At 59.2% G+C, this 25,485-nt stretch carries 22 protein-coding genes and 2 pseudogenes; 3 read left to right on the top strand and 21 right to left on the bottom strand.

Annotated elements, in window-relative coordinates:
* Nucleotides 1-62: 62 nt before the first annotated feature.
* The 7 genes from SB772_RS18860 to SB772_RS18830 all read right to left on the bottom strand — a co-directional run bounded on the left by SB772_RS18860 (nucleotide 63) and on the right by SB772_RS18830 (nucleotide 6,574).
* Nucleotides 63-1,031, bottom strand: coding sequence for a PDR/VanB family oxidoreductase (locus SB772_RS18860; protein WP_410834733.1), 969 nt, complete (start codon nucleotides 1,029-1,031; stop codon nucleotides 63-65).
* Between the two features lie 86 nt (nucleotides 1,032-1,117).
* A complete protein-coding gene (locus tag SB772_RS18855; RefSeq protein WP_410834732.1) occupies nucleotides 1,118-2,041 on the bottom strand; it encodes a 3-keto-5-aminohexanoate cleavage protein in 924 nt (307 codons plus the stop codon).
* Between the two features lie 42 nt (nucleotides 2,042-2,083).
* The gene (locus SB772_RS18850) at nucleotides 2,084-2,845 is read right to left on the bottom strand and encodes an alpha/beta fold hydrolase (protein WP_410834731.1); all 762 of its coding nucleotides are present in this window, start codon (nucleotides 2,843-2,845) and stop codon (nucleotides 2,084-2,086) included.
* Between the two features lie 53 nt (nucleotides 2,846-2,898).
* Entirely contained in the window at nucleotides 2,899-3,900 is a 1,002-nt protein-coding gene (locus SB772_RS18845) for a hypothetical protein (protein ID WP_410834730.1), read from the bottom strand.
* 2 nt (nucleotides 3,901-3,902) lie between these two features.
* Nucleotides 3,903-4,349 (bottom strand): nuclear transport factor 2 family protein, encoded by a 447-nt coding sequence (locus tag SB772_RS18840; protein ID WP_410834729.1) that lies wholly within the window; start codon nucleotides 4,347-4,349, stop codon nucleotides 3,903-3,905.
* 169 nt (nucleotides 4,350-4,518) lie between these two features.
* Nucleotides 4,519-5,472 (bottom strand): alpha/beta hydrolase, encoded by a 954-nt coding sequence (locus SB772_RS18835; RefSeq protein ID WP_410834728.1) that lies wholly within the window; start codon nucleotides 5,470-5,472, stop codon nucleotides 4,519-4,521.
* A 43-nt stretch (nucleotides 5,473-5,515) separates the two neighbouring features.
* Nucleotides 5,516-6,574 (bottom strand): Rieske 2Fe-2S domain-containing protein, encoded by a 1,059-nt coding sequence (locus SB772_RS18830; protein WP_410834727.1) that lies wholly within the window; start codon nucleotides 6,572-6,574, stop codon nucleotides 5,516-5,518.
* Nucleotides 6,575-7,599: 1,025 nt separating this feature from the next.
* Between SB772_RS18830 and SB772_RS18825 the strand changes: the two genes are divergently transcribed.
* A complete protein-coding gene (locus tag SB772_RS18825; RefSeq protein WP_410834726.1) occupies nucleotides 7,600-10,380 on the top strand; it encodes a LuxR C-terminal-related transcriptional regulator in 2,781 nt (926 codons plus the stop codon).
* 519 nt (nucleotides 10,381-10,899) lie between these two features.
* On the opposite strand, the gene SB772_RS18820 is transcribed toward SB772_RS18825, so the two are convergent.
* The 12 genes and pseudogenes from SB772_RS18820 to SB772_RS18765 form a co-directional block, all read right to left on the bottom strand.
* Nucleotides 10,900-12,126, bottom strand: coding sequence for an FAD-dependent oxidoreductase (locus SB772_RS18820; protein WP_410834725.1), 1,227 nt, complete (start codon nucleotides 12,124-12,126; stop codon nucleotides 10,900-10,902).
* A gap of 401 nt (nucleotides 12,127-12,527) precedes the next feature.
* Nucleotides 12,528-12,986 carry an MEKHLA domain-containing protein gene (locus tag SB772_RS18815; protein ID WP_410834724.1) on the bottom strand — a complete coding sequence of 153 codons (459 nt, stop codon included), beginning with the start codon at nucleotides 12,984-12,986 and terminating at the stop codon, nucleotides 12,528-12,530.
* A complete protein-coding gene (locus SB772_RS18810; protein ID WP_410834723.1) occupies nucleotides 12,987-14,006 on the bottom strand; it encodes a histone deacetylase family protein in 1,020 nt (339 codons plus the stop codon).
* Nucleotides 14,007-14,405: 399 nt separating this feature from the next.
* Nucleotides 14,406-15,203 (bottom strand): substrate-binding domain-containing protein, encoded by a 798-nt coding sequence (locus SB772_RS18805; RefSeq protein WP_410834722.1) that lies wholly within the window; start codon nucleotides 15,201-15,203, stop codon nucleotides 14,406-14,408.
* 364 nt (nucleotides 15,204-15,567) lie between these two features.
* Nucleotides 15,568-16,449, bottom strand: a complete 882-nt coding sequence (locus SB772_RS18800) for a hypothetical protein (RefSeq protein ID WP_410834721.1) — start codon at nucleotides 16,447-16,449, stop codon at nucleotides 15,568-15,570.
* A 253-nt stretch (nucleotides 16,450-16,702) separates the two neighbouring features.
* Nucleotides 16,703-17,134: a hypothetical protein gene (locus SB772_RS18795; protein ID WP_410834720.1), complete on the bottom strand. Its 432-nt coding sequence runs from the start codon at nucleotides 17,132-17,134 to the stop codon at nucleotides 16,703-16,705.
* Between the two features lie 231 nt (nucleotides 17,135-17,365).
* Nucleotides 17,366-17,449 carry a hypothetical protein gene (locus SB772_RS18790; protein WP_410834855.1) on the bottom strand — a complete coding sequence of 28 codons (84 nt, stop codon included), beginning with the start codon at nucleotides 17,447-17,449 and terminating at the stop codon, nucleotides 17,366-17,368.
* A gap of 5 nt (nucleotides 17,450-17,454) precedes the next feature.
* Nucleotides 17,455-17,637, bottom strand: a pseudogene (locus SB772_RS18785) (dihydrofolate reductase); the annotation flags it as partial.
* A gap of 263 nt (nucleotides 17,638-17,900) precedes the next feature.
* The gene (locus SB772_RS18780) at nucleotides 17,901-18,038 is read right to left on the bottom strand and encodes a hypothetical protein (RefSeq protein WP_410834719.1); all 138 of its coding nucleotides are present in this window, start codon (nucleotides 18,036-18,038) and stop codon (nucleotides 17,901-17,903) included.
* A gap of 363 nt (nucleotides 18,039-18,401) precedes the next feature.
* A complete protein-coding gene (locus SB772_RS18775; protein WP_410834718.1) occupies nucleotides 18,402-18,740 on the bottom strand; it encodes a hypothetical protein in 339 nt (112 codons plus the stop codon).
* Nucleotides 18,741-18,747: 7 nt separating this feature from the next.
* Nucleotides 18,748-20,055 (bottom strand): MFS transporter, encoded by a 1,308-nt coding sequence (locus tag SB772_RS18770; protein WP_410834717.1) that lies wholly within the window; start codon nucleotides 20,053-20,055, stop codon nucleotides 18,748-18,750.
* A gap of 57 nt (nucleotides 20,056-20,112) precedes the next feature.
* Nucleotides 20,113-21,543, bottom strand: coding sequence for a sulfatase-like hydrolase/transferase (locus SB772_RS18765; protein ID WP_410834716.1), 1,431 nt, complete (start codon nucleotides 21,541-21,543; stop codon nucleotides 20,113-20,115).
* A gap of 130 nt (nucleotides 21,544-21,673) precedes the next feature.
* Here SB772_RS18765 and SB772_RS18760 point away from each other — a divergent pair, with 130 nt between their 5' ends.
* Nucleotides 21,674-22,624: a LysR family transcriptional regulator gene (locus SB772_RS18760; protein WP_410834715.1), complete on the top strand. Its 951-nt coding sequence runs from the start codon at nucleotides 21,674-21,676 to the stop codon at nucleotides 22,622-22,624.
* 119 nt (nucleotides 22,625-22,743) lie between these two features.
* On the opposite strand, the gene SB772_RS18755 is transcribed toward SB772_RS18760, so the two are convergent.
* Complete coding sequence (locus SB772_RS18755) at nucleotides 22,744-23,664, bottom strand: LysR family transcriptional regulator (RefSeq protein ID WP_410834714.1); 921 nt, start codon at nucleotides 23,662-23,664, stop codon at nucleotides 22,744-22,746.
* Nucleotides 23,665-23,792: 128 nt separating this feature from the next.
* On the opposite strand from SB772_RS18755, the gene SB772_RS18750 reads away from it, so the two are divergent.
* On the top strand, nucleotides 23,793-25,190 hold the full coding sequence (locus SB772_RS18750) for an MFS transporter (protein WP_410834713.1): 1,398 nt from the start codon (nucleotides 23,793-23,795) through the stop codon (nucleotides 25,188-25,190).
* Nucleotides 25,191-25,268: 78 nt separating this feature from the next.
* Here the strand turns inward: SB772_RS18750 and SB772_RS18745 are convergent.
* Nucleotides 25,269-25,475: pseudogene (locus SB772_RS18745) on the bottom strand (MFS transporter); the annotation flags it as partial.
* Nucleotides 25,476-25,485: the final 10 nt, after the last annotated feature.

The raw sequence follows: 25,485 nt of genomic DNA, 5'->3' as shown, positions 1-25,485 counted from the left end.
AGTGATGCAAAAGTCGCGCTGACGTGATCCGTTCCCGTACCATTCAGAAGCGCTTAATCGGGTCACAGGTCAAGGACGAGTCGACCTGACTTCGACCGTGAACAACAAGGCGTGAAGCGATCGTTCTTGCGGTGTTCCGATTCGGTTAACACCATGTCCCTATGGTCCGGTTCGCCACCGAGTAATCTGGTCACGCAGGTGCCACACACCCCTTGCTCACAGGACACCGGGATATCAATTCCGTGTTCTGCGAGGACCTGCACGACCGACTTCTCCGCGGGAACGTTTAACACTTCCCCTGTGCTCGAAATTTCAACCTCAAAAGACTCCCCGGACGCGTCTTTCGGCTGCGCAGCGGCGCCGAAGTATTCCCGGTGCACATTTGTCTCGGCCCAGCCAAGCCGCTTTGCGGTCCCGAGCACATAATCGATGAAGCCACCAGGTCCGCAGACGTAGAGATGGGTGGACGCGTTAGGCACCCGTAGTACCTTGTCTGCGTCGAACCGCTGCGATGCGGGTCCGTCGTCGAAATGCAACTGAACCTGCGGAAAATACGATGACGAGCGAATCCGCTCCACAAATGCAGTTCGGTTCGGCGAACGACTCGCATAGTGCATTTGGAATTCCGCCCCGGTATGCGCAAGCCGCTCGGCCATGCATAGAATTGGCGTCACGCCGATTCCGCCAGCGACAAGAACACTCTTTCTTGCGTCGCGATCCAACACGAAAAAATTTCTCGGCGTGCTAATTTTCAGGCTTTGGCCTTCATGGACCATGTCATGCATGTAAGCGGAACCGCCCCGGGTGTTTGGGTCACGGAGTACCGCAATCAGATAGCGATGACTCTCTGCCGGAGAATTGCAAAGCGAATATTGCCGAACCATGTTATTCGGCATCCGCACATCGATATGTGAACCCGCACTGAATGGCGGCAACGGATCCGCATTCGTGGATACCAGCTCGAAGCTGGCAACGCCATCGGCTTCGAGCCGCTTCGCCGACACCCTAACCTGAATTTCACCATCTAGCATGATTCGCTATCCTAAGTTAAAGCATGGCTTGTCCTTGGATGGGAAGTGTCCGCCTCCCTATGACCAGCGGACGACGCCAACCACTTCTAGAACCCCACTCGGCTACGCCCCTTCAGTTTCAGGAGGCGGCGAGCTTCTTCAGGCGTCGCGACTTCCAGGGACAGCGCCTCGACGATGGTACGGACACGTTTGACCTGATCGGCGTTCGTCCTGGCCAACTTTCCGCGCCCCTCCCACAATGAATCTTCAAGCCCGACGCGGCAGTTGCCGCCTACCGACGCTGAAAGCGCGCATACGCGCATCTGATTCGCACCCGCCCCAAGCACCGACCACACGTAGTCGTTGCCGAATAACCGGTCTGCCGTGCGCTTCATGTGGAAGACGTCTTCGGGATGGGCGCCGATGCCGCCAAGGATCCCGAATACGGACTGGATGAAAAGCGGCGGTTCAACCAGTCCACGCTCAAGGAAGTGTGCTGCGGCGTAGAGATGGCCAATGTCGTAGCACTCGATCTCGAAGCGAGTTTCGTTGTCACGGCACGAAGTCAGAATGAATTCAATGTCTTTGAACGTATTCCTGAAGATGCGATCGTCACTCCCCTCGAGATAAGACTGCTCCCAGTCGTATTTGAATTCCTTGAAGCGGTTGAGCATCGGGAACAGGCCGAAGTTCATCGAGCCCATGTTGAGAGACGCGACCTCAGGCTTCAGTTGTAATGCGGGTTGCAACCGCTCTTCCACTGACATCGTGGGGGCACCGCCAGTGGTGAGATTAACGATCACATCGCTTGCCTCGCTAATTTGAGGCAAAAACCGGCGAAACATGTCCGGATCTTGCGTAGGTCTCCCGTCGCGGGGGTCGCGGGCGTGCAAATGGACCATCGCGGCGCCTGCCTGCGCTGCTTCAATCGCCGATTGAGCGATCTGTTCCGGCGTGACCGGCAGGTATGGCGACATCGATGGGGTGTGGATGGAGCCAGTAACCGCGCAGGTGATGATGACTTTGTTCATAATCCGTTCGTGACTTGAGATCCGACCATTGGAGAGGTGTCGTCAGGCAGCAAGAAATGCGAGCGCAGCGTTTCTGAAATCGTCCGACTCCGGTAAGTGAAGGTGATCAATGTCTGTCAACACTTTAAGGCTGCAACGCGGCAAAGCGTCCGCCAATGGTTCAAGCGGAAGCGCAATCGAGTCTTGCGACCCGCAGACAAGCAACGTAGGGCACTTGACGTTGGCAACGGCCGCAGGTGACAGGACCGGATTTGGCTGCCGGCGCAGACACGCCGCGATCGACCGGGCGTCGTTGCCTGCAGCGATTCCATATTCGACAAGCGCTCTAACGCCTGCCGGCGTGTCCGAAGTCACGCCTTCCTCTAATGCAGATGCAACAACGTGACCCAGTTTTTCAGGAGCAAAGGCGTTACCGCCCACGCCTGCAAGTATCAATCGGCTGAATCTTCCGGGGGACCGCCTTTCGATCTCGAGTATGATCTTTGCGCCGAGCGAGTACCCAATACCGTAAATCGGGACCGAGTCCGGCAGACCAAGAAGCACCTCGCCTGCGAGATCGGAGTAGTCTGCCGGGTCATATGAGCCTTGGGCGTGGCCGTGGCCCGGGAGGTCGACGGCGACAGGTTCCAGGCCCGCTTCTTCCAACTGGCTCACGAAGCCGGTGGATTTCCACACCTTTTCGTAAGATCCGCCCCAACCATGAAGAAGCAGAACCTTGGGATGATGTCTCGAGTTGGCAGACACAATTGACTCCTTAAGCTTTCGCTCCGTCGGTGCGTTGAATTTGATGGCGGTCGCAAACATGGGAGCATTAATCCTGCCGTTCTCGCGACCAGGCATTTGATGCCGGTCTGACTTTAGCGGGCGTGCACGATTCCGACGCCTACGGCTAGCGTCGTGTCGGGCGAATAGTAATCGACGGTCAGCCTGGAACCGTCGCAAAACGCCTGCGCTGCCGACACGGCCGCGATCCATTGCCGGATTTCGCCACCGCCATAACCGGCTGCCTTAAGCACGTCGGCATCGGTCCATGAATCAAAGACCTTCAGGTCCCCGCTCGTCAGAGCGTCAAGGAACTTTTTGTCCCAGTCTTCGTTGATCCACGGTGCGTGAAAGCTCCCGCTCAGCAGATCGCCGCTCAGTTTGTCCATCCCGGTCCCAACATCGGCCATCCACTTGTCACGCGACAGCGCTCCGTGGCTCCCTCCGTGAACGATGTAGTCGCGAACGACCTCATTCGGAGCCGTATCGTATTGAGGGAAGATAAAGTCGGTCTGATGCGAAAGCCCTCCCGAGCCGAGAAACGCAACGCGCTTGTTCAGGGTCCTCGCGAAACGGCCGATCTCCTCACCAATCTGACGGCAACGTCGAAACGTCGGACGCGGATCCGCAATCGTGTTGATATGAATGGGCAACACCGGCTTCGCGTCAAGCTCGCCAAGGAAGTGGTGGAGCACATTGGAGAAGCCGTGATCAACTTCCATTGCGAAGGACGTAGCGACGTCAAAGTCATGCTCTACCAGATACGTCGCGGCAGCCGCCGCGACGTCTCGCGGAATATCGAGCCGACCAGGATATCCGCCGCAATCGTTCAGCGCGGTGGCGATCTGGCCCACAACAAACTGTGGCATCAGTTTCAGGTGGATTCCGTCGTAGTGATCTCCGCCGAACACGATCACCAGTTCTGGATCGAACTCCTTGAATTCGCGGACCCGGTCGTCGTACACCGTCCAGAAATCCCGGTTAGCATCCCGCCCTTGAACCGCCACCAGCGGGACGTGGGGTACGCAAGCGAGATAGCCTCGCCCGCTTTGGACGTTGTTATCTTGATTGGCCATCGCATTCTCCTTTACTTTCATTCTTAACGAGCAAATTTGGCTGCTGCCGGCCCTACAAAAACAGGGCGGATGATCCGACGTTCAAACAACCATTCTCCTTCGGGGCCGCGCACGCAAACGTCGTTGACGTCCGCGATGGTCGACGGAACGTCCGAGGCTATCGGCAACTCTCCGTGTCCGGCGAAGACCGCTACGATCGAGTCCAGTGTCGCGTGCTCCGCATCATGAACGCTCACGTCCAATCCGCTGACAACGTGTCGGGTATGGCGTTTTGATTGCGCGTTCTCTTCGTTGCGAGCGGCAAAAAATTCCCGGATCGCCCGGCGTCCTTTTAACTCCATCGAGCCTAGCTGCAGTATTCCGTCCTCGATGAAGAGCGTTTCCGCATCTATCGCGTTGCGGCAATCCGCACAAGCCCAATACGTTGCGTCCAGGCGCATGAGTGAAAACGCGTCGTTCCGTGATGACATAAAGTGCCTCTTACAAGATCTATGCGATACGCATGTCGGCAAGCTGCATCAACCGCTGCGGCTGTCCATGCCGTCTGCCGCTTCGATCGGTGCACGACCCACCCTTCCACTGCGAGCTCGCCCTGTGACACCTAAGGAGCGACCGACGCGCGCGGCTTTGCGGCGATGCTCAATATCGTTCCGTGGTAGCTAAACTTCCATGTCGCTCAACGAGGCATCTACGCAGGAACGCGGCCGCTTCACGAATTGCTAGACGACCCTCGTCCAGCACGGGCGCGAACGAATGCCAGACATGCGGCATCTGTGGCCAGACCTCGAGACGAACGTTTACCCCGTGCGCGCCCGCCCTTGAAGCCAGCCGAACCGAGTCGTCAAGAAGTATCTCCGCTGATCCGACCTGAATCAGCATCGGCGGAAAGCCGTGAAGATCAGTGCTCACGGGGGAGGCTAGCGGATCCGTGATCGCTGCGTTGCCCAAATACGCTTGCACGCAGCCACGCAACATATCCGAATCGAGCATCAGATCCTCCGATTGCTTGGACGCAATCGTGTTTCCGTCGAGCGACAGGTTCGTCCATGGGGAAAAGAGCGCTGCAGCTGTCGGCATCGGCAGGTCTCGATTGCGGGCTACCGCGAGTGCGGATAGCACCAGACCGGCCCCGGCGGAATCGCCGGCCATGACAATGGCTGACGCAGGCGTTCCGTTGCTCAGCAGCCATTCGTAAGCATCGGCTGCATCCTCGACCGCCGACGGAAAGGGATTTTCCGGCGCCAACCGATAGTCGACTATAAGTACGCGCGCCTGAACGTCATTTGCGATCGTGCCGGCCAACCCTCGAAACCCCTCCGCATCACCTACGACGAACCCGCCGCCGTGGAGATACAGAACAATTTCCTGTTCTTCCCCATTCACGGGCGTTCCCATGATCATGTGCAGAGCTGGCTTATCGGCACGAATGACCTCTACATGGTCGAACCGCATCTCTTGAGGCAATCGGAATTGCCGGTTGCGCTCATCTACAGAACGCCGAAGGGCATCCAGCGATTCAGGCGGGTGATTCCTGAAATCCGCCAGAAGTGCTCTTACCAATTCCAGTTGGGGACGATTCATCGTGTCGCTCATTTTCCGTGGTTCGATCGTGGCACGACCGCGCACACCCCGCCGTCTACGACAGATCAGCAGTCTCAAGGGCGCCCGCAGCTTCCTTTTTCAGCAAGTTGTCGAGCACCCACAGCAGCTTTCCGGGACCAGCGTCGTGAACAATGCTGACTCCATTCACGTCGGGCCGGTCTTTCAAGTTGCGGTGTTGGCCTTCCAGCATCTCTTTATCTTCGAGAAACGCGGCATTGACGGCCTCGTAGAGCATGTCGCTCATGCCAGGCCCATCCGTCGCAACGTTTGAGCCCCAGGAGTAGTGGTAGTCCACCCAATCTTCATCGCGAGGAGTGATCGCCTGACAGGTATAGCTATCCAGCACCAGGTTCCCGTTAGAAGGTCCGTCGGTGGCCGTCCCCGCCGTCCATACCTGGAAATGAAGAACGAAATTGCACGGCACCGTCATCTGCACCTCGAAGTTCAGGTCAAAGAGCGAACCCGTCGGGAACAGATGTTGAGCAAACACCGGAGCGGGAACATTGCGAACCCAGAATTTGGAGTCGACACCGCGAGGTTTGATCGTGTGCTCGGGTCGAACCTTCGTGTACCCGTCGGTGCCGCCAAAAGTATTGCGATGGACCCATGTGAGGTGGCTCAGGTCCATCAGGTTTGCGATTTCGAGGCGGTAGTTCGCATTGACACTGACCTTCGCAGTCTTGATGTTCCATTCTGGATCGCTGGGGCCAACCGCGAAGCAGATCAGCGCGGGGTCCGCCTTTGCAGGATCACCCATCCACACCCAGATCCAGTTGTCTTTTTCGACCACCGGAAATGTCCGAACGCACGCTTTCCCGGGGATTTTTTCCTGGCCAGGGATCTCGGTGCAGATTCCGTCCGGCCCAAACTTCATTCCGTGGTACATGCATCGGATCGAGTCACCTTCTTTCTGGCCAAGATGCAGCGGCGCCTGCTTATGGCAACAACGGTCCTCCATGGCCACCACTGCGCCATCAGGCTTCCGATAAAGAACCAGCGGTTCGCCGGCGATGCGGCGGCTGAGCAATGCGCTCTTGCCTTGGCTCACTTCATAATCCCAACCCGCGCAATACCAGCAGTTCCGAAGGAACATGTTTGTCTCCGTTTGAAATTTGGTCGGGACACTGGTGTCCCGAGTTAGAAATTCGCTTTGCTATTTCTTTGTTTGCCACTTGAAACGATGAAGGCTTGTTGTCGACCGTTCGGGTTCACACACCTGGATAAAGACCTATGGTTGGGCGGCCCGGATCAGGCGGGAATACACGCCACGCACCGTCTGCATGTCGAAAGAAGCAAAGTGCAACCATGCCCTCCCGCCGTGACGCCTCAACCCGCACATAGCGTCCGTGAGCGCAGCGTGCGTGACTGAACCGGGTTATCCGGAGCGAGGTCGTCAAAGTTGACGCCAACCATTTTTCAACCATCAGACGCAACGACATCTCTGAGGTGTTCATCTGACTTTCCTCCAACTATGTGCCGTCGGCTCTGCCATGCCCCACTTGCGCGTGCCAGGTGGCGGCCCGACCCACAGAGCGTTCAACGACTTCAGCCAATTTATGCTGGATGCAATCCTGGCGGACTGCGACGGCTCTGGCCTCAACTTTTCCTGTGAACGTCTAACTCACTCCACTCGTCTCTGGCCCTTCGCGCTTACTTGATGGCAAGTCTACAAAAGCCATTCGGACATCGCTCCCTCCGTTGGGGAGGGTGATGAGACGGAAAAGGTTAGGAAAAACCCGATGACGAGGTCGCGAATCACTTCGGTGTTGCGTGATCAGGTTTGCATGTGAGATCGTTCGCGTCCTTTGGGAACCGGCGCGGCGGTTAGCCGGCGGCTTCGTGTGAACTCCAACTTCACTCCGGCCCGAGTGAGCGCCAAGCAGGGCGGCTGGGGATTTCCCCCGGCTTCGAAACCATCAAGCGACTGACGTTCCGCGCTATCGTTGGCGAATGTGATGGAGACCGCTACCACCGGGCGGCGATGGCATCCGCCAGGCCGAATAAGCCCTCGCTTAAGGATGTCGTGCGGTCGCAGCCGGATCTTCTGGGGTCGGATGACACACTCATGCACAGGAAAGAGACGTAAGCTTTGAAAGCGAATGTACGAATGGAGACACTATGCAGTTACCGGATACCGCCGGTCTATCGACAATTGACACCAAGCTTTTGCCGCCGAAGCAGAAGCATCAACTTTTAAAGCGGGAAAGGTTGATGCGTGATGTTGCGCGACACCGGGCATGTCGGCTCGTGCTGATCACGGCACCGGCGGGCTATGGAAAGACCAGTCTGCTAGGGCAAGTTCTCGAAAGCCTTGCGGTCCAGCGATATCCGGTATCCTGGATCAGTATTGACCGGGATGACAACGACCTGATGCGATTCTTCGCGCATCTCTGGCGAGCGATTAGTGCTTCCGTGGGGGGGCCTGAAACGTTCCAAAGCGCGCTTGCATGGCAAGCCGTGAGTGCGGGTTACCTTCCGCAGACCGCTGCATTGAAGACGGAACTATTGAATCTGCTGGCGTCCCTAAAGCAAGACCTCTATCTGTTCTTCGACGATTTTCATCTCATCGAACATCCCGACGTTCTTGAACTTGTCAGCGCAGCACTACTCGCCCCATTGGAGCGGTTGCACGTGATCATCGCAGCGCGCCACGTTCCGAAATTGCCGATTGCCCGACTCCGGGCGCTAGGGGAGCTTCATGAGATCACAACCCATGACCTGGCATTCTCGAATGATGAGACAACCGCGCTGATCGACGCTGCCGGAGGCATAGTGGTATCGCCGGCACAAGTGGAACAGCTACGCGAGAAGACCGAGGGATGGGCCGCAAGCTTGCAACTTGCGACGTTTGCGATCCAAAGCACGGGCGACGCCGGAGCCTTCATCAAGGACTTCACTGGCGCCGATCGCGATGTGGGCGATTTCCTCATGGAAGAAGTGGTCAAGTCGCTGCCCGACGACATGCATGAGTTTTTGCTGGCCACCTCATTGCTTGACAGGTTCAATCCGGAACTTGCAGATGCAGTACTTCTACGGGATGACAGTCGGTCAAAGATCGACTGTCTGGAGTCGAGAAACCTGTTCCTTTTCTCGCTCGATCGGGAAAGAGTCTGGTATCGATATCACCATCTCTTTGCAGAGCTATTGCGTAAAAGACTGCCAGAAAGCCGACGAGCCATTGTGCCGGAATATCATCGGCGCGCATGCGTCTGGTTGGAGAACCACGGGTTCATCACAGACGCGATACGACACGCCTTCGCCTGCGGCGATCCGGTACGGGCGGGCGAACTTTTGGATGCAGCCAGCACTAGTTTGTTTGCAACGGGTCAAACGTCCATGCTGCATTCATTTGCAGCCCGGCTTCCGGCAACAATACTGAACAGATTGCTACGGCTACAACTGGAGCTGGCATGGACGAACGAAATCCAGTGGCGGTTCGACGAGGCACGCGACGAGATCAAGAACGTTCGATCCCAACTTGCGCGCGGCGAACAGCATTTTGACGAGAATGGCGCCGCGCCCGGTTCTTCGGATGCTACTCTGAATCTCCATGCGAAGCTGGAGCATCGGAATGTCATGCTCATGGTCTTCACCGATAACCTCCGGGGCGTCGAGTCTGCGGGTGCCGCCTGGCACACAAGGTTCGGCCACCGCGATCACTTCATGAGCGCCTCCATCGCAACAGCAATCACGTTGTCTCGCCGGGAGCACTACGCCTGCGACCTCACGCAGGCTGAGTCTGACGCTATTCGCCGACAACTTGTTGCGGGTGGCGCAGTCTACGGAAACGTGTTTTTAGACACGGTAGTGGGTGGTACCTATTTTATGCGCGGCGAACTACAGGCGGCTGAACAGTCGCTTCGGCAAGCTCGTGAGTTAGCCAACCGCATTCAGGGTGAGAAATCATCGCTTTCTGCAATGCCGAGCACACAACTCGCGCAAATACTCTATGAGAAAAACCACCTTGACGATGCACGTGAGCTGATTAACGAATGTAGCGAACTTTCGCCCGTATTCGGGATTGCCGATTCCGTCATCGCCAGGCAGTTGACCACCACCAGTCTTGCAATAGCCGGCGGCGACAAGGACAGTGCACACGCTGCATTGGACGTCGCGACCCATATCGCAGACAGATACGGCATGCTTCGATTGCATGCTTTTGTCCTCGCCGAGCGGGTGCGTCTTCTTATCGCTGACCGGCAGGTCCGCGAGGCGGAAATCGTCGCATCGAACCCACGCTATGCTGAGGGTCTGCGGGACGTATCGCCGGCGGGATACGTCGATACGGCAAAGGAACAGTTCGCCATTGCGACGGCGCGGCTTGAATGCGAAAGGGGAAACCTGCCGCAAGCGATAGGGCTCATTCGCCGCTGGCTCGGCTGGACGCGGGATCGTCGGTGCCTGCGTTCCGCTATACGGCTGTCGATCCTTCTTTCATATCTGCAATACCGCGCTGGCGAAGTCTCGGCAGCTCGCCGCAGCATGGTCGATGCGCTGCACTGGGGATCGCGGGGCCCCTTTATAAGAAGCTTTATAGACGAGGGTCCCGTTGTGGAGAAGATAGTCGGGGAGGTTGCAGCCACAGCACCTCAGCCGGAAGCCTCGACCCTGGAGTACTTGCGGCTTCTGCAATATGCGACTGGTAAGGACGTTCCTGCTGTTCAAATCGGCGTTGGAGCGACTGCACATCATATCGACAGCACCAGTGTTCTATCTGATAGGGAACGACAGATACTCGAGCTAACTTCAAAGAACTTCGGCAATGATGAAATCGCGACAGCGCTGGGCCTCGCTCAGAGTACAGTCAAGTGGTATTGGCGGCGGATCTTCGAAAAGCTGGGCGTCCACAGGCGAACTGCTGCAGTACGATTAGCAAGGCAACAGGGCATCATATCTTGACGAGTCTGAATCACGCTTTCCGTCCTCGACCGAGCCTGAAAAGGCATGGAGATTCGCGTGCAACGCACTGCCAGGGGCGACATATTGCTGGCGCCGCAGGACAAATGATCAGAATCCAGCCGTCGTCACACTTGCCCGAGCTTCAGTCCAACGCCAATGACTCAGGGTGGCTGCCCGTCGACATGGGTGGCACCACAACGCCTTTGGCACGTTGAGGTATCGCAAGCTAGTAAAGACGTGCTGCACGACGAGTGCCAGTTCATCGGTTCAACGGGAATAGTCGTGGATGGGCTAGGCAGTTACAGCGCGCTGGTGTAAGCGGCCGCTATGGCTGGGCTACCAGACATTCGAAAAAGCAGCGCGACCGTCGCTTGATGGCCGGCTTCTGCCTGTCGCGAACTCCGTATGTCGGGCTACTGCTGATCTTTGCGCCCCAAGAAAGCCACCATTCATCGACGGCGCTGCACAGACACCCCGAAAGTTTCGTGAGAGCAAAAGCGATTTTTCTGACTCGCGCTTTCATTGGCCCGCGGGTAAATCGACGTCCTCAGCAAAGAAGCGGCAACGCGCTGCTTCGTCGCTTGGGGTGTCTGGCCCGAGTCCTGACAAATCCGGCGCGCGGTCCGGCTCATTTGCCCAATGCGGCAACACGCGTGCGCGGCGGGCGTCGGCCATCTGGCCGGTCTCGTACAGCAACTGGGTGAGCCAGTCTTCGACGCGGTGCAGCGCCAGGTAATAGCGGTCGTGCTGTTGCGCGTACGAATGTGCGGCGGCCTGCCAGTCGTCGGTGCCGAGCAGGCAGTCGCGTAGCACCCGGACATCCCGCAGCGTCAGCGACAACCCGCATCCCCACGACGGGTCGCTGGCGGCGGCTGCATCGCCGATCAATGCCACACCGTCACGATACGGATGACCGACCCAACAGTCGGCGCCGGGATAAGACGCGAGCGGGCCAGCGACGCTTGCACCAGCGTACCAATCGCAGGGCACGCCGGTTGTGATGCAGGCATCGACGAATTCGGCGATGTGCCGGCTGCCGCTAAGAGGACGCCGCTGTGGGACCCCAGATATAGAATAGGACCGGAACCGTCGCTGGCCGATCGGAAAGATCAAGGCTCCCTGCCCGCACGACGGATTCTGGAAGTATTGGACCGCATCTTCCGGCGCACGGAGCCCTTCGTGCAATACGCCGGCAATGACTAGCCGTGGCGGGTCCTGGTTCACGATGAAGCCCGCCCAACTGCGGACCACCGACCGGCGACCGTCTGCGCCGACCACCAGGCGGGCCGACACACGCTCCTCGCCGTGAACCGTCCGCATCCGCACGGCGGGCGCATCCCCAGGCTCGACCCCGACGACTGCCGTATCCCGGCGTACTATCGCGCCGGCTGCTTCGGCCGCGTCGAGCAGTGTGCGTTGCATCGAAGGATGGTAGAAATTGAGGCAGCCGCAGTGCGCCGATGTTGTTTCGACCAGGTCGCGGCAGTCGCGCGGCACAGGTCCGAAGTAACGCTTCCACCAGCGCACCTCATGAGCACCGCTGTCGCGCAGCAGGCCATCGATCCCCAGCGCACGTGCCTCCGCGACGCCCCACGGGTGCATTCCTTCCCCGCGTACGCGGTCCTTAAACACTGCCTCGCACTCTACCACCAGTGTGCGGATTCCCCGGATCGCCAATGAGCGCCCGAGCGTCGCTCCGCCCAGACCGCCACCTACGATGACGACGTCGCAGTTGCTCTGTGCCAATTTTGACGATCCTCCGAAGAATTGGAGTCGGGCTATCACGTGTTCGAATATATCCGATAGACGACTCTCAGATTGGACGTTTGCAAGCTTAGCTAAGACATAACGCGCCGCTCTATGGCTGCATTGCCACGCTCAATGCGCCTGCTGCCTGCCGCGACCGGCAGTAGCCGACCCTTCTGAGACATTCGGCAAGTTGCCCGGCAAACGGCGGGTTCCGGAGGGGCAACGGCCGTTGCCATTGACTGGCGCCCGGGCCGGACTTCGGCCATTTCGGAAATTCGCCCGAATGGGCGGATTTGACATGTAAGTTCCCGCAGCTGTTCGACGCCACCACTTTGGATCTGCTCCCCCTCGCAGCTACCTCCTTAGGGCTCTCATACATAAACGATTGGTATGCGCGATCAAATGTCACGCGTGCGCGGGATAACAACTGCTTGGCCGTGCAATTTGCCTTCCGCATCGAGAAGTTGCCACAGTGTTGCTTCCTCGATTATGAAGCGCTGGCCTGACTTGGTGACACGCACGCCCTTGTAGCCTGCCTCATAGCCGAGCCGCTGTACGCGTGCGAGGAACTGCTGCCGCTCCTCGCGATTCGGGGCCTCAGCTGAGAGCCTGGACGGCAGTCGGGTGATTTCATCCCAGCTATATTCAAAGCGGCGCTGCGCGGCCTTATTGCCATAAATAAAGACCGGGTCGGGGTCGGTGTTGTGCGCAAGTACTGCGAACGGTGCACTCTCATAGAGCCATTCGGAAGCTTCGGCCACGGTCATGGCCTGCGGCACTAGGGGGAGACCCAGCGCCCGAGCGTAACTATCGGTAAGCAACTGGTAGAAAGCTGGATTGCGGTGGAGTGGGGTCATCTAAGGCATCTCTACGGAGATCGTGGGCTCTGTGCACACGCGGAGGCGTTCACGATACAGCATCTTCAGGCGAAGTTTCTTGTGTCCAGCATTCATTAAGGCGCGGACATGCGCCATCGTGCCAGTGGCCAGGGCCTCCAGGCTATAACCCCCTTCCAGAATCGAAACGATGCGCCCCTCGCACGTCGCATCGGCAATGCGCATCAACTCACTGGTAATCCAACAAAAATCGCTGTCCTCGAGGTTCAGGCTTGCGAGCGGGTCCAGTCGATGCGCGTCGAAGCCTGCCGAAATAACGATGAGTTGGGGGCTGAACTGGCGTAGCGCCGGCAACATGTCGGACTCGATCCGTGCACGGAAGAGTGCCGAATCACACCCACGGGGCAACGGGACATTGACAATGTTGTGGTTCACGCCGGTCTCGGATGCGGCGCCCGTACCGGGATACAAAGGCGACTGGTGGCTGGAGGCGTAAAACAGCTCCGGGCGATTGAAAAATGCTGCCTGGGTGCCATTGCCGTGATGGACGTCGAAGTCGACGACCGCGACGCGCTCCAGCTTGTGTACTTCATGAGCGTAAGCCGCAGCGATTGCAGCCTGATTGAAAATGCAAAAACCCATTGCCCTCGCTGGCTCGGCGTGATGACCACACGGACGCGTGGCGCAAAACGCGTTGCGCGCCTGCGCGTTCATCACCGCATCGACGCCGGCACAAGCCGCGCCGACGCAGCGCATCAAGGCTTCCCAGGAGCCTGGCGACATCACTGTGTCGCCCGCATCGAGCGGCACATAACCATGCTGCGGGGCGGTCTCCATGACTTCATCGACGAAGGCCTGGTCGTGGATCAATTGCACCTGATCGAGTGTGCCCATCGGCGCATCGCGCCATTCCAGCGCCGCAAATTCCGGCAACTGCAACGCGCGCAACACGACCTTCAGACGTTCCGGCGATTCCGGATGGTCAGGGCCCGGGCGATGATCCAGACAGGCAGCATGGGAAAAAATAATGGTGGTCGTCATTTACATTGATACGCGGCGCAGACCGCGTCGTCTCCTTATTGCCGCGCACTCGCAGCGCTGCGAGAGTGCATAACGCGGTAGTGGTGCGCCTCATCACCCCGCCCCAAACTTTCTGACTGCAAGAAGCGAGCATAGAGCCGCACGTACTTTCACGATAATCAGACATTGCTTGCAACATCATAGACGTTCGCTTATGGATCACTCCGGTGCCCGAGCGCAATCGGTTTTTCCACGCTGCGACTACTGCGGAGCCGAGCAACGGGCTTAATGGCCAAGTTCGCAAGTGCTGATCTGGCCGGGCATCGCGATGGTCGGCCCTGCACCGATTTCCGCAGTTGGCCGTTCCCGGAAAGTCGCCGGCCACTCAGGTCGACCGGCGCATAGGACACGCGTTTTCGCTCATTTCGCAGGCGTCGCCGAAAGCGGTTCGAGCCCGGTCCTCGAAATTGCGGGCGCCGCGTCCGGCGACGACAGAAAACGGATCAGCGCCTCTGAGCCGGCTGGATTTTTCGCATTGGTGGCGATGCCCCCGGAGAACACCATGTACCTTTGTACCTCCGCGGGCAAACTGCCGACCACCGTCACCCCCTTCACCGGCAACAGTTCGACGACCTGCTGAAATCCGATCTCCGCTTCGCCGTTCGCGACGACACTTGCGACCCGCTCGGACGGGATCATGCGGCTCTTGCTCTCAACCCGCCCCTCGATACCGAGACGCCTGAACAGTTCGCTGCCGATATAGACTCCACTCGCGTCGTCCGGATAGACGATTGACTTCGCTGCGAGCAGCGTGCGCCGCAACGCGTCGACCGAGCTGATATCCGGCTTCGGCGCCCCCTCGCGAACCGCCATGCCGATTGCCGAGCGTGCGAAGTCCACCTTGCTGCCAGACACGACCTTGCCAGCGTTGATCTGATCGTCGAGCGCATAGCCGACCACGATCAGCACGTCGGCCCACTCGCCGCGCGCAAGTCGCACAGGGATGGCATTCGCGGCCGTGCCCACCGCGGGCCCCCAGACGGTGACCAGCGTATCGCCGGTCGCTTCCTCGAATTGCGCGCCCAGATCGCGATAGGCTGACGCAAACCAGCCCGAAATCATCACCTTGACTTCATCTGCCGATGCCGCGCCGCTGCCCAGTAATGCACCCACGGCGCAGAGTACGAGTGCGTGAACGCTCAGCTTGCGGCAAGTCACGGCCCCGCCCCATGTCGATCGGATGACCCAGCCCAGACATGCATCGAGTCCGGACGCCACTGATGATGTTAACCGGCAGCGCGGCATCGCGTGCAGCACCGATGCGGCGCCGATTCGGAGTCCCGCGACGCCGCCGTTTGCGCGATGGCCACCGTGCACAACAGTCCCTACGTGCGACGGGCTTTGTCGACGGCGCTTCCAGTGCCTCAGACGGGTACGATGATCTCTTCGAACTCCCTCCACTGGCATGATGATGCCGCCCGTATACCGAATTCGTTGGACCGTGTGGCCGTTGCCTTTCATGTTGACCGCTGATTGAAAGGATGGTGACGGCAACGTGGACGACGCCCTTTGCGGCGGGAGTTCAGTGCACGTCAGTCACCCGAGTCTCCCCGCACTTGGTCATTCCTGAATGACCGGTCTCGGAGAAATCGAATAGGCGCTGTCGACCCATAGCGGAAATACCCAGCTTGGAAAAGCGGACGGTCAGTAGCGTCCGGTGGGACCGGTCACTGCTTTTTTGCGCTTCTGCGGCCTTCTTCCGAAGCTTGATCATCAGGGAGGTCAAATCAGCCGCGCCAAGCTCCTGAACAGTCTGTTGCACGTCAGTGCTGGCTTGCACCTTGGTCTTTGTCTCTTCTGTTTGGCTCTTGCAGTTTGCGAGCCACACCTCCTTTGCCTTAGCCATGTCGGAGGACGCTCCCGCTTCTTCCAGCAGCTCACGCGTTTTCTTATACGGAGGTGTTGGATTAGATATGTAATAAGGCTGTGTAACTAACATCGGCACAAACTTGAACGGATTGTCGACTACTGCAGGATTGCATGCCCACAAACTCTGCCTCATAGACAAGTTCGCGGCGATCCACGGTGTCACACCCATTTCATCGGCGTCGTTGATATGGGCCTTTACAAGACTGGAAGTAAGCAGCGCCGCTACAACGTTTGGATAGCCCATGTAGGCAGCGGCCGCTAGAGGGGACTGCTTGCCTTTTTCTTTTGCGAGAAGTCCGTCGGTCGAGCCCCCCGCTACATACTGGCGGACTTCCTTGGCCGCGTTTGCTTCGGCGGCGACCATATCGTCGACTTTGCCGGTCGTTTCTCCCAAAACGTATATGCGGTCCGCCAGCGAGTTGAGGACGGCCGTAGGATCGCGTTGCGCATCTGCGGCGGTCGCGGCGCACGAAATCATTGTCGGAACCAGCAAAACGGCAGTATGTGCGAGTAAATCTTTGGCAAGGTTATTCATGATTTTTATTGACCGTACCTTTGAGTCGCCTGGAATATTCGCCACCAGTATAGCAATGCTCTGCGGGTCAAAATCTTCGTGAATGGCTGTTTTGGAGATGCACGATTGACCGGCTGCTCCTGGCCGAAACCTGTCCTGCTACGACGGGCTCAGCTAGACCCACAAGAGGTTAAGGCAACTTGAAAAAACAACGGCGTGCACGGCGAGACGATGTATGTCATCGCTGGCTCGTGTGTTCGGGGTACGCGCGTAATCAGTGGTATGTCGTTGTAGACGACTGCAGCTTCGTCAACACGCCGCGCTTGAATCGGAACCAGCCTTGCGAGCTTTGTATCACGACTTCATCGCCTTGCCAGAACACGCGCTTGACCGTCACGCGCTTACCCGAGCGTTGCACAAGTGGCGGCTGGTGGCGAAAGTCGTACAGCATCGGGCCGGAATCAGTCTGCACGAGCGTCCGCGTGACGCTGTCATTTGCATTGCCGACGTCATCGAAATGCGTGAGCGTGCTCGCGCTGAAGCGATCGAAAATTTCCTTGTCGAGCATAGCCGCAAAATCGTGGTCGACGCGCACGAATTGCAGTTTGCCCGAGGGCGTGCCGAGCGGGCCGGACGCCTTGCTTTGCGCATGAACGCAAGTCGCGAAAGAGGCGGCTGCGAGCGCAGCGGCGAACAGTCGTCTCATGTTGCCTTTTAGGTTCAGCGGCGTCTCCGACGACGGAGCACGACTCGCAATCGTTCCTTGGGAACATTGTCGTCAATTTTGATCGACACGTCGAAGATCTGCAACTGGCCGATTTGCCCCGAAGTGATCCCTTGGCGCTGGCCGGACTACACGCGCTGCGTGCAGGCAATGTCCGATTGGACGTGCGCGCCTGGGCGGGTAACCCGCAAACCGGAGTGCCTCTTATATCGCCTACAAAGCCGGCTTGAACACCATCAGGCAGTACACCGCCAGCATCGCCACGAACGCCGGATATCCCAACCACTCCCAGTGCATGGCATATCGCCAATACTGCGGTGGTAGCCGTCGGCGCCAAATAGGGTCCGTTGGAGCGTGCGTGTCGGGACTAACCACTGGTGCAAATCTGTTCCGCCCACGCCGAGCGGATTCCTGATGTCCTGATTCGGACCAGCTCCGTATCCGTCAAGCGAGATGGTAAAACCCTCAACTCGGACGCGTGTCATTTTCATGCCTTCCTTTCGATTGACGCCTAACGTAATGTCAACCGCAAGACTTGCGCTAGAAACTCAATGACCTTGATATAACGATCAGTACGGTCAGTCGAACTCAACCTCTGCCTCGCATTCGACGGGCACACTGAGAGGTAACGTCATGCCGACTGCGGAGCGAGCATGTGCCCCGATGTCTGGGCCGAATAGCTCAAGGATGAGATCCGAGAAACCATTCGCGATCCGCGGCGTCTGGTCGAAACCCGGCGCGACGTTGATCATCGCGAGAACGCGCAACCAGGCTGTTTCACACGCACCCATGCAAACGGCAGCGACATGCGCACATCGGCCGGCATCTGTAGTGGCTGCGGCAACACCAATCCCATTTCCGCCAACTTCGCTTCGATTTTGGCCATGGCTGTCTCCCGAGGTCGTACAGGGCACGTTAGATGCTGACAGCCAGCTCTTCAAGCCCTGACACGTTCGCAACGCCCCTGAAGCCCGGCAACGAAGAAGGACATTAATGTTTGAGTCCAACCGCATCCTTTGACTGCACTGGCGCGCCTTGAGAACAAGAATGTTATGTTCTCAACGGCGACGCCTTTGCCGGGGAAAGCACTTGCATGGCTGAGTGAAGACCGTGCTCTGCTCGATAGTGGCCCGGTGTCGAATCGCGTGCAAACGGGCGGGCTCAATGACAAGCGGGTTGAATATCTGCCGTCGCTCGAATGGCGACATCACCGACGCAGCCAACGACAGCTACTGGCCCGGGTGCAGCCTCATGCAATGAGCATACGCGGCCTGAACCTCGCAAGGCTGCGATCGGCAGCACGCGTTAAGCGTTGTTCCGCGTTAAGCGTTGTTCGATGCCTGCCCTTGTCCGCAGCCCATGAGTGCACGACGACTTTCTGGCGGAGCTTCGACAACACTCCGAGCGCTTTCGCCGCTTCGTCAGGCGTGCGCGGCATCAGCACCAGTTGCGGGCGCCGCTTTTCGACATCGCTCCAGTCGCCGGCGTGCGCATCCAGCACGCCCGCGTCGAGCGACACGCACTGCTCGCCCAGTTGTTCGATGAGTGTCCGTTGCAAGTCCGTCATATCGTGTGTCTGCTGTGTCATGCATCGATCAGCCTCTTTCCGCGACGCAGCCGATCTGTCCGCCGAAGCGCTTCAGGCCCAATCCGGCCACCATCGCGATCACGGCAACGCCGACCAGAAACAATCCCGGAGCCGCCGCTGAACCTGTCTTGTGCAATAGCTGGGTCACGACGAGCGGTGTGATGCCCGTGAAGATCACGGTGGCAAGATTGAGTGACAACGCGATGCCGCTGAAGCGCACATTAGTCGGAAACAGATCCGCGAGCAGATAGGCATACGAACCGTTGACCAGGCCGCCGACAAAGCCGATCACGACGAACGCAAAGACCGGATCGATTTCATGCGCGGCAATCAACCGGTAAAACGGATAGCTGCCGAGCAACATGAGGATCGAGCCGATGCGATGCCAATGGCGCGACGCCACACGATCGCCAATCCACGCGAAGAACAACAGCGACGCCGACATGGTCGCGATGCCGATGTTCTGACCGGCGCTGGCGAGACCTGGCGAGATGTGTAGCACCGTTGTCATGTATGACGGCAACACCACGAACAGCAGACTGTTCGACGCATTCACGATACCCGCCACGCCGACGCCCACCGCCACCTGTTTCGGATACGCCGTCAGCACGATACGGAACGGCCGCTTGACCTTATGGCTGCGCAAGCGCTGAAACTCCGTGGACTCCTCGAGCGAGGTGCGCAACCAGTACGAGACGAGCCCGATCACGCCGCCGAAAATAAACGCGATCCGCCAGCCGAACGACAACACGGCCTCGGCGCTCAAGCCCGCATGCAGCGCGAGGCTGATCAGCGTGGCCGTCAGCACACCCGAGTTCAGACAGAAGATGACGAGGCCACTCACGAAGCTCGCGCGTTGCGGGATTTCCTCCACCACGTAGGTGATCGAACAAGGCAGTTCGCCCGCGAGAAAAAACCCTTGCGCGAGGCGCAGCAGAATCAGGAGCACTGGCGCCATCACACCGATGGACGCGTACCCGGGAATCAGGCCGATGCCGACGGTCGAGGCCGACATTGCCAGCACGGAGACGAGAAACACCAGCCGTCGCCCGAAGCGGTCGCCGAGACTGCTGAGCACGATGCCGCCGAGCGGCCGCGACACATAGCCGATCGCGAACACGCCGAAGGTGCTGATCAACGAGGCGATCGGGTCCGCAGCCGGAAAGAACTGCCGCGCAATTTCCCGGGCAAACACGCCGTAGACGATGAAGTCGTAAATCTCCAGCGAGCCGCCGAGGCTCGCGAGGATGACCGTTTTCCATCGGGTTTGGCGCGCGGGGTCATGCCCCGCCGCTGCCAGTTCTGCTGAGGCCATCGCATTGTCTCCAGCTATTTATTGTCTTGTCTGTTCCGCCGTCCGTCGAACCGGATCCTATTCGACCGGCACGGGCGTCGCCGCGGGTGTACCGGTTCGCAGAGCCGCCTCCCGTCCGCCGAATGCCTCGATCAAACGTTCCTGATCGGCTTTCGCGAGCCGGTCCACGCCTTCGGGATCGAGCAGTTCGCGCAGACGCCGCTCGAACAGGTCTACGACGCCCGCATAGTCCGGCAGTGCCGCGAGATCATGCAACTCCTCCGGGTCGCGGCGCAAATCGAACAGTTCGGGCGGCAGGCCAACGTAATGGTGGTACTTGAAGTTAGCATCCGCGAGCATGTAAGCCGCAGTCTCCGAGCCCACCGCATGGTATTCACTGAACGCAAGACGCTCGCGCTGATCCGGCTCATTGGCCAGTTTCTCCAGCGACTCGCCTCGGCTCGCGTTGGTGAGTGCCGCGCAACCCGTACACTCCAGGATCGTATTCTGAATGTCGATCAGCGACACCGGCGTTTCGCATACCTTGCCTTTGGGAATGCCCGGTCCAGCGACGATCATCGGTACACCGGTCGAGTCGCGGTACATCAGGCACTTGTTCCACATGCCGCGCTTGCCGAGGTTGTCGCCGTGATCGCTGCTGTAGATGATCGTGGTCGTTTCGTCGAGACCGTTGGCCTTGAGCGCAGCCAGAATCTTGCCGAGCTGGGCGTCGAGGAAAGTGACCAGCGCGAAATAGCAGGCCGTGGCCAGCCGACGCCGCTCGTCGCTGCCGATCGCAGCGTCATGATCCATGTGGACCGCCTGCCGCTCGACCCATGGGTGCCGCACATAACCGCTCGATGGATGCAACAGTGGCAGCTCGATGGTGTCGGGATCGTACAGATCGAGAAATTCCTGTGGCACCACTAACGGAAAATGCGGCGCGACGAGGCCCGCGAACAACACCCATGGCTTCGTGTTGTCGCCCTGCTCGCCGAGCCATTCGACAGCCGTATCGGCCACACGCATGTCGAAGCGGTTGTAGTTCGACAGGCCCGCGCCGATCTTGTCGTAAAGCGGCGAGCGCCCCATGGTTTGCGGCAGCGGATTGCGCACCGAGCCCCAAACCTGACCGATCCCATCAAGGATATGTACGGGATGATGCTGATGACGGAACCCGACGGGCGACTCCTCGCTCCTGTAATGCAATTTCCCGATCGAGTCGGTCACCATGCCGCTCGCCGTCAGATATTGCGCCCAGCCCGGCGTGCTCCCGTCGTACGCGATGGCGTTGTCCCAGCAGCGGATGTCGTGCACATAGCGTCCCGTCGCGAGGCTTGCGCGCGCCGGGACGCAGATTGGCGACGGCGTGTAGGCGTTGCGAAAGCGCGTGCCGCGAGCAGCGAGCGCATCCAGATTGGGCGTGTGAATGAACGGGTGGCCGGCGCAGCCCATCAGGTCGTGCTGATGTTCGTCCGACAGAATGAACAGTACGTTCGTGGCATTCATGGTGGGTGTGTCAGGGCGCGCTGTGGGTGCGGCGGTCTCCTGAGACTAATCATGGTACGTGGACGCATGACAAGCAATTGACATTTTGTCGAAAGCGCATAACCATAAGTTATTCGTCATGAGGAACGCCGTGGACCCGATCGAGCGGTTTTTTCAGGCCGGACTGAAACTGAACCACCTCAGGCTGCTGACCTTGTTCGACAGTCTTGGGCAAATCCGGCTGGTTGCCGAAAAGCTGAATGTGACGCAGCCCGCCATATCGAAACAGCTTGCCGAACTCGAGGCCGGCCTCGGCGTTTCGGTCATGACGCGGGTCGGCAACCGGCTCCAGTTGACGGCCGTCGGCGAGACGCTCACGAGGCGCGCGCGAGAGGTGTTCCATCAACTCGAGCAGGCACGCTACGAAGTGGACGCGCTCACCAGTGGCCTTTCCGGCAAGATTTCCGTGGGTGCGGTCGCCACCGTGCTGCCGGTGTTCGCGCCGGAGTGGATACTTGAGTTAAAGCGGCGCGCGCCGCACGTCAACGTTGCGTTGCACGAAGCGACTAGCGACCGTCTCTTTCCCTTGCTCGCGACTGGATCGCTCGATTTCGTGTTGAGCCGCACCGAGCCGGCAGGTTTCGGCGACAGCGAATTTGCGTCGCGCGCAATCATGGACGATCCGATCGTGGTAGTGTGCGGGCGAGATCATCCGCTGGCGAGCCGCAGAAACGTCGTACCGGGAGACCTTGCCGGTTCGCCCTGGATCCTGCCCCCGAAGGAGGCTCCGACCTACCTCGCTTTGCAAAGCTGGCTAGCCCAGTCGGGACTCGCGTTCCCCGATGGCTGCGTGCAGTCTATTTCGTTGCCGACCAACGAGACCATGCTGGCGAACTATCCGTTCCTTGCGCTGATGCCGCTGGCCGTCGCGCGCAAGCGAGCGGGCCGTGCCGGTCTCGCCATCCTCGCGCTGCCTGGCGCGAGCTTTCTCGAGACCGTGCAATTGTTCTATAGCACTTCGTCCATGAATTCCGTGTTGCCGGCGGCGCTGGAATGCGTCGACGCGGTTCAGGAGCGACTATGCCACTCTATAGCTGATTGATCGGAGCCGGTCCTATGGCGCGGAGCGAACGACGGCTTATGAGTCGCAACTGGCCGTACCAAAATCAGGCTCGAGAGGCCGCACCTGGCCGCACTCGGTCAGATGCTCTGCACTTATCCTCAGGTTTCCGAGTCGGAGACTTTCCCGAAGCGCTCCACCATAAAATCGATGAAGCTGCGAAGCTTCGGGGTCATCTGACGATCGCGCAAATAAAGCAGATTGACCGACCGGGCGGGGGGCGCATATTTTGGCAGTACCTCGACCAATCGCTCCGCCTTCAGATCTGCATCCACCAGAATTGCGGGTAGCAACGCGATGCCCATGCCAGCGAGTACAGCTCTGCGCAGCGTATCCGCATTGTCGACCTTCAGGCGTCCATCAATCGGGACACTTACGCGCCCGTTCGGGCCGGACAGCATCCATTCGGGTTGCGCTGCACGCATTTCGGAACGCGGTGGATACGCATAAGTGAGGCATTGGTGAGATCCCAGCTCCTCCGGCGTCGCCGGCACACCGTTCGATACCAGGTAGGCGCGTGACGCACAAAGCACGAGGCGGTACGGCTGCAGTGGACGCGCAACGAGATCGGGATTGGCCGGCGTACCAATCCGAATCGCAGCTTCCAACCCGTCCTCAACCAAATCTGACAACGCATCAGTGGCAACAACATCCAGCTGGACGTCGGGGTAACGCCCGCAATAATCCACGATTGCGGGAATCAGGCATTCGTTGCTGAAGATCACCGGTGCTGTAATGCGCAGGCGTCCGCGAGGGGTCACGAGATGATCGAGCGCTAGTCGCTCGGCATCGCTGACGAGGCCCAGGATTTCCACGCATCGTTCGTAGTAAGCCCGTCCAAACGCACTGATCTGCTGCTTGCGCGTGGTGCGGTGGATCAGTCGCGTGCCAAGTCTGGCCTCCAGCGCCTGCAGGTGATTGCCGACCATCGTAGGCGACAGGTCACACGCAAGCCCAGCCGCCGTCAGGCTTCCGGTCTCGACCACACGCACAAAAACGGTCATCGCTTTGAGAAGGTCCATTCCAAAATATTAATTGATTCTGTGCCAATCCGCATGCCATTTATCAACAATTGCTGAGGGATTAGAGTGCGACCGTGGCCAACGCTCGAACGCTTCGTTCGTATCGGACCCAACCCGGACCGCTCATCATGCACACACAATCCGCGCGATCACCGCGCCTCGCTTTGCTCGCTGCCAGCCTTGGCTTTGTCATCATCTGTCTCGATGTCACAGTCGTGAACGTCGCGCTCGGTCGCATTCGGGAAACCCTATCCGCCAGTTCCACGGAACTCGAATGGGTGCTCAATGCCTATACCCTGGCCTTTGCCTCCCTGCTGCTGAGCGCGGGCGCGCTCGGTGATCGGTTGGGCGCGAGAGGCGTGTTCGCCTGCGGCTTTGCGATCTTTACGTTGGCATCGGTCGCGTGCGGCCTTGCTCCAGGTGCGGCCACGCTCGTCGCCGCGCGGATCGCGCAAGGTGTGGGCGCGGCATTATGCGTGACGTCGTCGCTATCCCTGCTCAATGCGAGCTTCCCCGACCCTCGATCGCGAGCAAAGGCAGTGAGTATCTGGGCCGGGACGGCCGCGCTGGCCCTCGGGGCAGGCCCGGTCGTGGGTGGCTTGCTGGTCGACGGTTTTGGTTGGCCAAGCATCTTTCTGATCAACGTGCCGTTCGGCGTTGCCGGAATCTGGCTGACGTTGGCCCACGCGCCCGATACCGTTCGCAACGCAGCGCGCCGATTTGACCTGCCGGGACAGATGCTGGCGATAGTCTCGCTTGCAGCGCTGATGTTCGGCGTCGTCGAAAGCGGCAGGCGTGGATGGGACAGTCCTGCCGTCCGGACATGCATTGCTTTTTTTGTTGTGTTCGGCGTGCTGTTCGTGCTGGTGGAAAAGTGGCAACGACATCCGATGTTGCCGCTTTCACTGTTCCGGAATCCGGTCGTCAATGTGAGTTCGCTGATAGGGCTCTCGCTCAACTTTGGCTACTACGGGTTGATGTTCGCGATGAGTTTGTTCTTCCAGAGCGTACGGGGTTATACGCCGCTCGAGACTGGTCTGGCCTTTCTGCCGATGACAGCCGTTGTGACGGTGGCCAATCTCGTCTCCGGGGCCATGACGGCACGATTCGGCTACCGTCTTCCAATGGTTGTCGGGCAGGCTTTGGCGGCGGTTGGCTTCCTCTCGTTTGGGTTGATCAAAGGTAGTAGCAGTTACCTGACGATTACGGCGCCGTTGTTAGCGATTGGCGTCGGCGTCGCGCTGGCCGTACCGTCGATCAATACTGCGCTTCTCGCTAACATCGATACGCGATTCGTCGGTGTCGCATCAGGCGTGCTGAATACGGCACGTCAAATCGGCGGCGCACTGGGCGTGGGTGTATTCGGATCGCTTGTTGTCGGGGCGAGCAGCAACCTGGTCAGTGGCTTGCACGCAGCCGCGATGCTGGCCGGGGCTGTCATGACGGCAGGCGTAGTGATCGCGATTGCGGGACTGAAATCGACCCGTTCGACGACACAGCGGGAGCGGCATGCTTCCAGCGTCTAACGCTCTGAGGCCGCTGTCGAAACGACCGGCGCAAGTCGGGTCGAGATGTGGCGCGGTAGCAGTAGGTTCGGTTTGTCTGCCCGGGCCGGCGCTCAACAGGACCCGCGAACCGAAGCGGCTCGTCAGCCCGCCGGTGAAGCGCGACAACAAGCCGATGATGACCGGCACCGGCAGCAGCGCCGCGCCCGCTTCGGTTGCGATGTAGCCATATGCGCGGATCAGCGTGAACGGCAGGAAGAACAGTGCGCCGCCCAGACCGAAGTAGAGCAGCAGCGTGACGAGGTTATCCGGAGGT

Source organism: Paraburkholderia sp. SIMBA_030 (assembly GCF_046535245.1).
Taxonomy (GTDB): domain Bacteria; phylum Pseudomonadota; class Gammaproteobacteria; order Burkholderiales; family Burkholderiaceae; genus Paraburkholderia.
This window is presented reverse-complemented; position numbering and strand designations above follow the sequence as displayed.

Coding starts and splice junctions, on each gene's coding strand:
- SB772_RS18860 (WP_410834733.1), bottom strand. CDS start 1,031: ATGCTAGATGGTGAAATTCAGGTTAGGGTGTCGGCGAAGCGGCTCGAA.
- SB772_RS18855 (WP_410834732.1), bottom strand. CDS start 2,041: ATGAACAAAGTCATCATCACCTGCGCGGTTACTGGCTCCATCCACACC.
- SB772_RS18850 (WP_410834731.1), bottom strand. CDS start 2,845: ATGTTTGCGACCGCCATCAAATTCAACGCACCGACGGAGCGAAAGCTT.
- SB772_RS18845 (WP_410834730.1), bottom strand. CDS start 3,900: ATGAAAGTAAAGGAGAATGCGATGGCCAATCAAGATAACAACGTCCAA.
- SB772_RS18840 (WP_410834729.1), bottom strand. CDS start 4,349: ATGTCATCACGGAACGACGCGTTTTCACTCATGCGCCTGGACGCAACG.
- SB772_RS18835 (WP_410834728.1), bottom strand. CDS start 5,472: ATGAGCGACACGATGAATCGTCCCCAACTGGAATTGGTAAGAGCACTT.
- SB772_RS18830 (WP_410834727.1), bottom strand. CDS start 6,574: ATGTTCCTTCGGAACTGCTGGTATTGCGCGGGTTGGGATTATGAAGTG.
- SB772_RS18825 (WP_410834726.1), top strand. CDS start 7,600: ATGCAGTTACCGGATACCGCCGGTCTATCGACAATTGACACCAAGCTT.
- SB772_RS18815 (WP_410834724.1), bottom strand. CDS start 12,986: ATGACCCCACTCCACCGCAATCCAGCTTTCTACCAGTTGCTTACCGAT.
- SB772_RS18810 (WP_410834723.1), bottom strand. CDS start 14,006: ATGACGACCACCATTATTTTTTCCCATGCTGCCTGTCTGGATCATCGC.
- SB772_RS18800 (WP_410834721.1), bottom strand. CDS start 16,449: ATGAATAACCTTGCCAAAGATTTACTCGCACATACTGCCGTTTTGCTG.
- SB772_RS18795 (WP_410834720.1), bottom strand. CDS start 17,134: ATGAGACGACTGTTCGCCGCTGCGCTCGCAGCCGCCTCTTTCGCGACT.
- SB772_RS18790 (WP_410834855.1), bottom strand. CDS start 17,449: ATGCACTGGGAGTGGTTGGGATATCCGGCGTTCGTGGCGATGCTGGCG.
- SB772_RS18780 (WP_410834719.1), bottom strand. CDS start 18,038: ATGGCCAAAATCGAAGCGAAGTTGGCGGAAATGGGATTGGTGTTGCCG.
- SB772_RS18775 (WP_410834718.1), bottom strand. CDS start 18,740: ATGACACAGCAGACACACGATATGACGGACTTGCAACGGACACTCATC.
- SB772_RS18770 (WP_410834717.1), bottom strand. CDS start 20,055: ATGGCCTCAGCAGAACTGGCAGCGGCGGGGCATGACCCCGCGCGCCAA.
- SB772_RS18765 (WP_410834716.1), bottom strand. CDS start 21,543: ATGAATGCCACGAACGTACTGTTCATTCTGTCGGACGAACATCAGCAC.
- SB772_RS18755 (WP_410834714.1), bottom strand. CDS start 23,664: ATGGACCTTCTCAAAGCGATGACCGTTTTTGTGCGTGTGGTCGAGACC.
- SB772_RS18750 (WP_410834713.1), top strand. CDS start 23,793: ATGCACACACAATCCGCGCGATCACCGCGCCTCGCTTTGCTCGCTGCC.